This is a genomic window from Bacteroides sp. LFL-34, assembly GCF_027257075.1.
Taxonomy (GTDB): domain Bacteria; phylum Bacteroidota; class Bacteroidia; order Bacteroidales; family Bacteroidaceae; genus Bacteroides; species Bacteroides ovatus.
The window spans coordinates 1-11292 of record NZ_JAPQKZ010000086.1; the positions used below are offsets into that span (position 1 = coordinate 1).

The 11292-nt window shown below is 41.2% G+C and carries 7 protein-coding genes; all 7 read left to right on the forward strand.

The window, feature by feature from the left end:
* The first annotated feature begins 138 nt into the window (after positions 1-138).
* The gene (gene nadB / locus N5O98_RS26205) at positions 139-1710 is read left to right on the forward strand and encodes an L-aspartate oxidase (RefSeq protein WP_008641519.1); all 1572 of its coding nucleotides are present in this window, start codon (positions 139-141) and stop codon (positions 1708-1710) included.
* Between the two features lie 2 nt (positions 1711-1712).
* Entirely contained in the window at positions 1713-1988 is a 276-nt protein-coding gene (locus N5O98_RS26210) for a DUF4884 domain-containing protein (RefSeq protein WP_004312856.1), read from the forward strand.
* A 465-nt stretch (positions 1989-2453) separates the two neighbouring features.
* Complete coding sequence (locus N5O98_RS26215; protein ID WP_004298831.1) at positions 2454-3512, forward strand: glycoside hydrolase family 130 protein; 1059 nt, start codon at positions 2454-2456, stop codon at positions 3510-3512.
* Positions 3512-4774, forward strand: a complete 1263-nt coding sequence (locus N5O98_RS26220; RefSeq protein WP_022198930.1) for an MFS transporter — start codon at positions 3512-3514, stop codon at positions 4772-4774. Before N5O98_RS26215 ends, N5O98_RS26220 begins: the two co-directional genes overlap by 1 nt.
* Positions 4758-6491, forward strand: a complete 1734-nt coding sequence (locus N5O98_RS26225) for a hypothetical protein (RefSeq protein WP_118161566.1) — start codon at positions 4758-4760, stop codon at positions 6489-6491. Before N5O98_RS26220 ends, N5O98_RS26225 begins: the two co-directional genes overlap by 17 nt.
* A gap of 17 nt (positions 6492-6508) precedes the next feature.
* Positions 6509-9577, forward strand: coding sequence for a SusC/RagA family TonB-linked outer membrane protein (locus N5O98_RS26230; RefSeq protein WP_022198932.1), 3069 nt, complete (start codon positions 6509-6511; stop codon positions 9575-9577).
* A gap of 24 nt (positions 9578-9601) precedes the next feature.
* Positions 9602-11155: a RagB/SusD family nutrient uptake outer membrane protein gene (locus N5O98_RS26235; RefSeq protein WP_022198933.1), complete on the forward strand. Its 1554-nt coding sequence runs from the start codon at positions 9602-9604 to the stop codon at positions 11153-11155.
* Positions 11156-11292 lie beyond the last annotated feature (137 nt).

Sequence of the window (11292 nt, forward strand, 5' to 3'; positions counted from 1 at the left end):
ATTTGGCTTCGGCAGGGATTGTAATGGCTTCACGGATTATCGCCACTTCAACCAAAACCCTTGTAACTCAATTCTATCACTATATCTTTCCGCATTTCACTTTTTTGTAGTAACTTTGCAATATGAAATAACAAGATTATGGTAAGAAAATTCGATTTCCTCGTTATCGGTTCCGGAATTGCCGGTATGAGTTTTGCGCTGAAAGTGGCGCACAAAGGTAAAGTTGCTCTTATCTGTAAAAGTGGGCTGGAAGAAGCCAATACGTACTTCGCCCAGGGAGGTGTAGCCTCCGTCACCAACCTTCTGGTGGATAATTTCGACAAGCACATTGAAGACACAATGATTGCCGGCGACTGGATCAGTAACCGTGCCGCAGTAGAAAAGGTAGTGCGCGAAGCTCCCGCACAAATTGAAGAACTGATTAAGTGGGGAGTGGATTTTGACAAAAACGAGAAAGGCGAATTTGACTTGCACCGCGAAGGCGGACACTCGGAGTTCCGTATTCTTCACCATAAAGACAATACAGGAGCAGAAATTCAAGACAGCCTGATTAAAGCCGTACAACGCCATCCGAATATCACGGTCATCGAAAACCAGTTTGCCATTGAAATCCTGACACAGCATCACCTGGGAGTGACTGTAACCCGCCAGACACCGGACATCAAATGTTATGGTGCTTATATCCTCGATCCGAAAACGGGAAAAGTAGATACCTATCTTGCTAAAGTGACGCTAATGGCTACCGGTGGAGTAGGAGCCGTTTATAAAACAACCACTAACCCGCTAGTCGCTACCGGAGACGGTATCGCCATGGTTTACCGTGCCAAAGGTACGGTGAAGGATATGGAGTTTGTACAATTCCACCCTACCGCCCTGTATCATCCGGGAGACCGCCCTTCTTTCCTGATAACGGAAGCAATGCGTGGTTACGGAGGCGTACTGCGCACCATGGACGGAAAAGAGTTCATGCAGAAATATGATCCCCGTCTTTCGCTCGCTCCCCGTGACATCGTGGCACGCGCCATCGACAACGAGATGAAAAACCGTGGAGACGACCATGTATATCTGGACGTCACCCACAAAGATCCCGAAGAAACAAAGAAACACTTCCCCAATATCTACGAGAAATGTCTTAGCCTGGGCATCGACATCACTAAAGATTATATCCCGGTAGCCCCGGCCGCCCACTATCTCTGCGGAGGTATTCTTGTCGACCTGGACGGACAATCTTCCATCGAACGCCTTTATGCCGTGGGAGAATGTTCGTGCACCGGATTGCATGGTGGAAACCGTCTGGCTTCCAACTCATTGATAGAAGCAGTGGTATATGCCGACGCTGCCGCCAAGCACAGTCTGCAAGCGGTTGATCAGTATTCTTATAATGAAGATATTCCCGAATGGAATGACGAAGGAACCCGCTCTCCGGAAGAAATGGTGCTCATTACGCAAAGTATGAAGGAAGTGAATCAAATTATGAGTACATACGTAGGCATCGTCCGCAGTGACCTCCGTCTGAAACGTGCCTGGGACAGACTCGATATTATCTACGAAGAGACTGAAAGCCTGTTCAAACGTAGCGTAGCGTCCAGAGAAATCTGCGAATTGCGTAATATGGTGAATGTGGGTTATCTGATTATGCGCCAAGCAATGGAGCGTAAGGAAAGCCGCGGATTACATTATACGATAGATTATCCACACGTGAAGAAATGATTATGAAAACATTGATTCGGACCTTTATTCTTTTCTTCTGCATAACGGGACTAGCTTCCTGCTATGCAGGTATTCCACTGAAAAGCGGAAAATCAGAAAATAACCAGACTTATGAAGTCAGTTATCTGTTCGAGCACGACGGAGTGAAAGTATACCGTTTTCTCGATCTGGGAAACTATGTGTATTTCACGACCCGGGGAGATGTAACCAGTATCAAGAATGATTCAACAAGAAAAAGGACAATTACTATTTATAAAGACAGTATACCAAACCGATAACGAAAAGAGGCTGTCTAACAATTTTTTTTTAACGGCTTCACCTCTATCAAACAAACTCTGACAGATTATATACGATAGATTATCCATACGTGAAGAAATAGGATTTACAGTATCATTTTTATTAAAAAGAAAAAACAAGAGGCTTCCTCAAATTATATTTTTGAGTTTGGCCTCTTATTTTTTTATCTTTATATGTTTCTTTTGCACTCCTCAAAGAAACTATACTATACACTTATGAGAATATAATACACTTCAACGAAGTGCACATCCATCTATAAATCAAGCTTTTAAATAGTACAGCATATAAATACGAATATCCCTGCCTCTTCTAAAATCATTCCCCAATATCATCCTCTTAAAAACATGTTCTTGAGCATGTGTACACTTCTTTGAGAATATAGTAAACGCTTTCCTGTCTCTCATCTCATACTTTTGTTCACAGAAATAATCACTAATCGAAATATTATGGATATAGCTAAAAGATGTGAGCAGAACCCCCTACTGGCTCCAAAAGATTTAAAAGCGGGAATCAACGGAATGGAAATTACATGTTTGTTAAATCCCGGAGTTTTCAAATATCAAGGCAAAATTTGGTTACTTTTGCGCGTCGCAGAAAGACCTATACAGAAAGAAGGAATTATCAGTTTTCCTATATATAATGAAAAAGGAAAAATAGAAGTGGTTTCGTTTCTAAAGAATGATCCCGATTTGGATGCTTCAGACCCACGCGTTATCGGTTACAAAGGAAAGAATTATCTGACCACGATGTCTTACTTACGATTGGTTTCAAGTACCGACGGTATTCACTTCAAAGATGAACCGGAATTTCCACCTATTTTCGGAAAAGGAGAGCTGGAAGCATTCGGTATTGAGGATTGCCGTGTTGCAACAACCGAAGATGGTTTTTACCTTACTTTCACAGAAGTATCGTCGGTAGCTGTAGGGGTTGGACTGATTCACACCAATGATTGGAAAAACTATACACGGCATGGAATGATATTCCCACCGCATAATAAAGATTGTGCATTATTCGAACAGAAGATAGGCGACAAGTATTTCGCTCTTCATCGCCCGAGCAGTCCCGAACTTGGCGGCAATTATATATGGTTGGCAGAATCGCCCGACCGCTTGCATTGGGGAAACCACAAATGTGTGGCAACCACTCGTGACGGAATGTGGGATTGCGCACGTGTAGGGGCAGGGGCAGCTCCAATAAAGACAGAAGAAGGCTGGCTGGAGATTTATCATGGAGCCGATTTTAATCACCGTTATTGCTTGGGGGCTTTATTACTCGATTTAAATGACCCGTCGAAAGTCATTGCAAGAAGCGAAGAACCTATCATGGAACCTATCGCCGCTTATGAGCAAACAGGTTTCTTCGGAAATGTAGTTTTCACTAATGGGCATTTGGTGGACGGCGATACGATAACCATGTATTATGGAGCAAGCGATGAAGTGATTTGTAAGGCAGAGCTTTCCATTTCAGAGATATTAAACGTATTAAAACAGACACAAGAGAAGTAATGAATAAACTGAAAAAAGAATATCTGTTCTTTAAGCAACAGGAACCTAACATGAGAACACTGTTGGTTACCAATATGCTTTATGCATTGGTACTACCGATAGTAGAAATCTTTGTGGGAGCCTATATCATGAGAAACACGAGTGACCCCGTGATGGTTGCTTTTTATCAGCTGGCAATGTATATAGGCATCATTACTACCTCTCTTGTTAACGGCTATCTGCTAAAGAAATACAGTGTGAAGACACTTTATTCGGTAGGAATCCTGGTAAGTGGCATTTCCATGTTCGGTATGATGACCATCAAGTCACTTGGCTTCATCGAACTTGGTCTGGCCGGCTTTTTAATGGGAGCAGCTTCTGGTTTCTTTTGGACCAACCGATACCTGCTGGCTCTCTATAATACCAACGACAACAGCCGTAACTATTTCTTCGGACTAGAGTCTTTCTTCTTTTCTATTACTTCCATCGGTGTTCCTTTAATTATAGGCGCATTTATCAGCCAGATAGATGGAAAAGAAGTTTTCGGATTCCTCTTCAATATCAATACCTCTTACTGTGTAGTTACGATGGCAGCAGTAGTCATTACCGTTATCGCCTGCATGACACTGTGGAAAGGTAAATTCGAGAACCCTAAAGAAACGAACTTCCTCTATTTCCGCTTCAACATACTTTGGAAAAAGATGCTGTGGCTAGCCGCATTGAAAGGAATGGTTCAAGGTTTTTTAGTAACGGCACCGGCTATATTAGTATTGAAGCTGGTAGGAGATGAAGGAGCGTTAGGATTGATTCAGGGAGTTAGCGGAGCATTGACCGCTGTCCTGGTGTATGTATTAGGACGTATGGCCCGCCCGCAAGACCGTTTGAAAATATTTGTAGGAGGACTAATCGTATTCTTTGCCGGTACACTATTCAACGGTATTCTCTTCTCTGCTACGGGAGTGATCCTTTTCGTCCTTTGCAAAGTGATATTCCAGCCTTTGTTCGACCTGGCTTACTTCCCCATTATGATGAGAACAATTGATGCAGTTGCAAAGATTGAGAATAGAAACGAATATGCATATATCCTAAGTCATGAGTTCGGCCTTTTCCTTGGAAGAGCTTTCGGTTTACTACTGTTTATCTTCCTTGCTTATTGTGTATCGCAGGATTTTGCATTGAAATATGCGCTGGTGATTGTTGCCGGATTACAATTAGCGGCATATCCTTTAGCTAAGAATATTACTAATCAAACTGATACTATTGAACATGAAAATGACAAGTAAAGGTGTTTTTGTACTTATGACCGTTTGTTTCCTGGCATCTTGCTCGGGCAACGGAAATAACTTTGGTGAAAAGGTAAAACAGGTTTCCATCCATAGGGTAGACTCTATGCCTGATATGCCTGAAACTTATAAAATGCTGGACTGGAAGCAAAAAGCCCAAAAGTATGACCAGTTTATCTTTGACTGGAATAATAAAAGCGAAGTCGGACCATTAATCTGGTTAGATGACACCCGCAGAAATATGGACCAGACTACATTTGGCTTATATACTGCCATTAAAGATATTCGTCAGGGAAAGAATGCCAATAATGGAGAGTTCCATGAAAGTCTGAATTCATTGGCAGCTATTCTTGGTGCCGGCCTTGTAGGGATTGACAAGACGAATCAAGACGGATATAACTATGTAAAAATGGTGCAGAATTATTTCAATTCTGATAACGGCTGGAATATAGTCATGAACAATACGACTCCGTCAGTAGCCCTTTTAGGAGGAGGCTATGGTCGTGACTGGTGGTATGATGTATTACCCAATGCCTTATATTATGCGATATGCGATGTTTTCCCCAATGTAGACGGGGCAGAGAAGATACAAAAAAGTATTGCGGAGCAGTTTGTTAAAGCAGATTCCGTATTGAATGGAAATTACGACTATTCTTATTTTGACTATGCACAAATGAAAGGAATGGTGAATAATATTCCATTGCAACAAGACGCTGCCGGTGGTCATGCTTATGTATTGTTGTGTGCTTATCATAAGTTTGGCGATCCACGTTATCTGCAACATAGTAAGAGTGCTATCGAAGCCCTGCTTGCCCAAAAAGAAAGTCGTTTTTACGAGGCTCTTTTACCACTCGGAGTTTATACGGCAGCCTATTTGAATGCAGTAGAGGGAGCCAACTATGATGTAGCCAAACTTCTTGATTGGGTATTTGACGGATGTAAAAGCCCTGCAGGAAGAACCGGTTGGGGAATTATTGTAGGAAAATGGGGTGATTATGATGTAAGTGGTCTGCAAGGAAGTATCACAGACGGCGGAGGATATGCATTCCTCATGAACAGTATCAAACCTGCCTGGCCTTTCATTCCGATGGTGAAATATCAGCCTCAATATGCAAAAGCTATCGGCAAGTGGATGTTGAACAATGCAAGTGCATGTCGTTTGTTCTATCCGGGGGAAATAGATGAAACACATCAATGGGCTCCGGAATTGAAGGACATTACTTATGATAATGTTTCTTATGAAGGTTTACGAAAAACGGATGACTATGGAAAAGCATCATTAAAAGGAGTTAGTCCGGTTGCAATCGGCGATGGTCCCAAATGGATAAAAGGTAATCCGACGGAAAGCATGTTCAGTGTTTACAGCTCTTCTCCTGTTGGTATTTTGGGGGCCATTGTTTGTCAAACGAATGTGGAGGGTATTCTCCGACTGGATTGCAATGTCACAGACTTCTATACAGAGAAACCTTATCCGGTCTATCTCTATTATAACCCTCATAAAGAGACCAAAACCATTACTTATCAAGCTACCCAACCATGCGATTTGTTTGATATTGTTGCCAAAGAATATATAGCAAAAAATATAAAGACAAATGGCTCCGTTGAGATCCCGGCCAACGACGCAAGAGTAATTGTGGAACTTCCCGCCGGAACAGAATTAGAACTGAAAAATGGTAAGATTATTGCGAATAAACAAAATATCATTTCATATAATTAAATCTAAGTGTATAAACTATGAGTAAGCATTTATTATTATTCATTCTTATTCTTGCTGTTTGCACAAATGTCTTTGCACAGCAAACCAAGAGTATTTCGGGTGTGGTATACGACAGTAATACCGGAGAGGCTTTAATTGGAGTTTCTGTTCTTGAAGTGGGAACGACCAATGGTACTATCACTGATTTTGACGGTAGATATACATTAAAAGTATCGTCAAATAAAGTTTCATTCTCGTATGTAGGTTTTAAAACTGAAATTGTAAACGTAACAAATAGCGGAACGTACAATGTAAATCTAGTGTCCGATAATGAATTGGATGAGGTTGTGGTTATTGGTTACGGTACTCAAAGAAAGAGTGACCTTACCGGTGCTTTGGCTTCTATAAGTAGTAAGGATATTAAGAACTATGCAGTATCTAATGCATCCGAACTACTAACAGGTAAGGCAGCCGGCGTATTTGTTGCCGCCAGTTCCGGCCAGCCGGGATCGGATGCAGTGATCCGCGTGAGAGGTTTAGGGACCGTCAATGACAACAATCCATTGTACGTGGTTGATGGACAGTTCATGGATAACATCAGCAGCCTGAATCCATCTGATATTGAACGTATGGAAGTATTAAAAGATGCTTCAGCCTGCGCTATCTATGGTTCGAGAGGTTCTAATGGAGTAATCCTCATTACTACCAAGGGAGGAGTGAAAGGTGAAACGACTGTAACATTGGATGCTTATGTAGGTGTAAAAAACAGTTATAAAGCATTGAACATGATGAACAGCGACCAATACTACAACTTCATCATGAAAGCGTATGAAAATGATGCAAGCTTTCAAAACTCAATGAAGGATAAGTTTACCAATCAGTATCAGAAAGGTTATAATACCAACTGGTGGAATGAAGTAACCCGTACAGCTTTCAACCAGAACTATAATCTAAGCATCCGCAAGGGGACAGATAATTCGAGATCTTCTTTAAGTTTAGGATATGTAGACGATCAGGGTGCAATCATCACTACTGAATTCAAGAGACTTTCACTTAAAGCGAATCTTGAATATGATATCAACAAATTTATCACTGTTGGCGCCAATGTCAATCTGGCAAAGATAAGAAAACGTGACGCAGGAGCAATTCCTTCATTCGATTTCATTCAAAAAGCTGATCCTTTTACCCCTGTTATCAGCCCGTTGGTAGATCCGTCTTCTGAAAATTACGAATATAACAAATATGCGCCTACCGAATGGTCTTACGACCCTAATCCGGTAGCCATGCTCGAACTTCCTAATAGATACAATGACATATTCAATGTATTTGGTAATGTGTTTGCCCAAATCAAATTGTATAAAGGATTGAGCTATCGGGTACAGTATAGCTTCGAAAGATACCATGATACTTTCAAAGACTTCCGTCCTGTCTATTCATCTACTTTTTCGGAAGATAACTTAGCGAATCAGGAAAGTAAATATAATAAAGAAACTCAATTGAATAATAATAGCGCTGTTACTTCTAATTATCAGGTGGAACAACGCCTTAATTACAACACGACAATAGGCAGACATAAACTGGATGCAATGGTTGCCATGACTTATGAGAAGAACAGCAGCGAAGGCATTAATGCATTTAAGAGAAAAGCTTTAGGTAACGATGAAATCTATCAGATACTTGATGCACAAACAGCCGGAGATAACACCTCGGGAGGTAAAGAAACATCTTCTATGTTATCATACCTGGGACGTATCAACTATGTATATGATGATAGATACCTTGCTACAGTCAATTTCCGTGCCGACGGTTCTTCAAGATTTGCCAAACGTAACCGTTGGGGCTATTTCCCATCAGTCTCATTAGGTTGGAGAGTGAGCAATGAAGAATTCTTCAAAAACCTGAACATTGAAAATACAATTTCCAATTTAAAACTGCGTGTAGGATGGGGACAGAATGGTAACCAACGAATTGATAGAGACGCGCCTCTTACGTTGATTGGCACCAATAATGAGAATCAGTGGTACTTTGGAAACGGATACTCACAAGGTTACGTCCCGACTTATGTGGGAAATGCAGATATTAAATGGGAAACCAGCCAGCAAACCAATATCGGTTTAGATATGTCTTTCTTTAAAAACAGCCTTGATGTTAGCATGGACTTTTATGTCAAGAAAACAAGTGACATGTTGCTCAATATGCCTATCCCTTCTTTTGGCGCCTTCCCCAACAGCCCCTTCTTCAATGCAGGAGACTTGAAGAATACCGGTTTCGAAATAGTAGTCAACTACCGTAACCAGATAGGAAAAGACTTTAATTACAATGTAGGGCTGAACATGTCTACTTATAAGACAGAGGTAACCAAACTTACATCGGAATATTTGAGTGGAAACACTAGCCGTACGTATGTAGGAGGTCCTATCGGACGTTTCTGGGGGTACAAACAAATAGGAATATTCCAGAATCAGGAAGAGATAGACAATTATGTGGATAAGAATGGTACCAAGATTCAACCTAATGCACAACCGGGTGATTTCAAGTTTGCCAAATTAGGAGAATCAGGCGAATTGAACGATGATGATGACCGTACTTTTATCGGTGATCCTAATCCGGACCTCATTTATGGTTTCAACTTAGGATTTAGTTATAAGAACTTTGATGTAAGCATGGCATTCCAAGGAACTATTGGAAATGACATCTGGAACGTTGCTAAAGGAAGCCTTGCTTCAGCAGGACGCCAGAATGCATTGGCGGATGCTTACACAAAAGCATGGACAAAAGACGGGGATTTGGATGCTGTATATCCACGCATAACCAACTCTGACTCTAACAATAATATGAGAGGTTCTTCTTTCTATGTGGAGAATGGTTCTTACCTGCGTTTACAGAATATGCAAATAGGTTATACATTGCCGAGTCACATTTGCCAGAAGAGCAAACTGTTTTCAAGTTGTAGATTCTATGTGAGCGGTCAGAATATATTTACTTTAACCGGTTATTCCGGACTTGATCCGGAACTGGGTATCAATAACCCATTGGATATGGGAGTGGATACTACACGTTATCCGTCTTCACGTACATTCACTTTTGGAGTTAATTTGCAATTTTAAATCTAGCTAAAAAGACATTACATTATGAGAAAAATATTATTTATAATATGCTGGGCTCTTGCCGGAGTGGGGTTGTATAGCTGCTCTCTCGACGAACCAAGTTATGGTAAAACCACAAGCGATAATTTTTATCAGAAGGAAAGCGATATTGAACAAGCCTTGACTGGAGCTTATCTTCAATTACGTACAACTTGGAATGAATATGCATTAAATCATTATTTTGTAGGTGATTGCAGTACGGATGATGCTCTAAAAGGAGGAGGAAATGACGGCGACCGTGCCGAAGTACGCGACTTGTCCGACTTTACGATCTACACAACCAATGGTGAAGTAGGACGTCGTTGGGAGATTCTGTACAGATTAATTAATCGCTGTAACGATGTGATTTATTATGCTCCTGATGCAATAGGAAACGAAGAACTATTGAAACGTTATGCAAACGAGGCAAAAGCATTGAGAGCATTCGGGTATTATTGCCTGGTCACTACATTCGGAGAAGTGCCTCTAATCACTACGCCGATGCAACCCGCTGAAATACTGCAAATACCCCGCTCCCCATTGGAGAAGGTATATGAATGTATTGTGAATGATTTAACCGATGCCTCCGCACTTCCTGCAAAAGGAGATTACTCTGAAGATGATGCTTATCGTGCAACACGTGGCTTTGCTAAAACAATGCTTGCTAAAACATACATGTTCAAAGGTGATTTTGCCTCTGCCGAAACGGTACTTCATGATATTATTGAAGTAGACAAAGACTATACATTGTTGAGTGATTACGGCATGAACTGGCGCACTGAATATGAAAACAGTTCGGAATCAGTATTTGAGATTGCCAACAAAGTATATGACAAAAACATAGCCACAGGTACCAATGTCCCTCACTTTTTCACAAGCAGACGCATCTCCGGTTATCAGGGATATGGATTTCATGTACCGACCCAAGACCTCTATGATGCCTTTGATGCAGATGACCCGCGTATTACTTATGTATTCACACAAACTGGTGATAGATATAAAGGTGATACTGAAGCGCAGGACAATGCTGAATCTCCAAGCGGTTATCATGATTACAAGATGACTGTGCCAGCAGTAGAAAAAACAGGTTTCGACGTCTGGATGATTAGTTACAACATTCGTTTGATCCGTTATTCCGATGTTCTCTTGATGTATGCCGAAGTATTAAACGAAAATGGAAAACCAGGGCTTGCACTTCCTTACCTGAATGATGTAAGAGAAAGAGCCCGCAAAACTAATCCGATAGATCCGAGAAGAGATCAACAGGCGTATATCCCTGCTACAACAACTAATACACTGCCCGACATAACAGAAACCGACCAAGAGCGTCTGAAAGAAATCATCTGGAAGGAACGCCGTTGTGAATTGGCAATGGAAGGATGGAGACGGGATGATCTGATGAGACAAAAACGTTTCGGAACCGTTATGCGTGCTTATGCAACCAAATATAATACATCGAAAGGTGCCAATTTTAGAGACGACAGAGATTATCTGTTTCCGATACCGCAAGGTGAAAGGGATAAGAGCAACAATATTCTTTCCCAAAATCCGGGTTTTTAATATGAACTATAAAATGAGGGAGGTTGTGTCAAAACGTTGGCACAACCTCTTTTATATTTTACAGTTCTGCTATATTTTCTTTTGGCTATGCTGCTTTTTCCTCATGCATTTGGCAACAAGTTGCTATATTCCAATTA

Bases quoted from the DNA above. Each gene is read 5' to 3' on its own strand.
- N5O98_RS26210 (WP_004312856.1), top strand. From the start codon at position 1,713: ATGAAAACATTGATTCGGACCTTTATTCTTTTCTTCTGCATAACGGGA.
- N5O98_RS26215 (WP_004298831.1), top strand. From the start codon at position 2,454: ATGGATATAGCTAAAAGATGTGAGCAGAACCCCCTACTGGCTCCAAAA.
- nadB (WP_008641519.1), top strand. From the start codon at position 139: ATGGTAAGAAAATTCGATTTCCTCGTTATCGGTTCCGGAATTGCCGGT.
- N5O98_RS26220 (WP_022198930.1), top strand. From the start codon at position 3,512: ATGAATAAACTGAAAAAAGAATATCTGTTCTTTAAGCAACAGGAACCT.
- N5O98_RS26225 (WP_118161566.1), top strand. From the start codon at position 4,758: ATGAAAATGACAAGTAAAGGTGTTTTTGTACTTATGACCGTTTGTTTC.
- N5O98_RS26235 (WP_022198933.1), top strand. From the start codon at position 9,602: ATGAGAAAAATATTATTTATAATATGCTGGGCTCTTGCCGGAGTGGGG.
- N5O98_RS26230 (WP_022198932.1), top strand. From the start codon at position 6,509: ATGAGTAAGCATTTATTATTATTCATTCTTATTCTTGCTGTTTGCACA.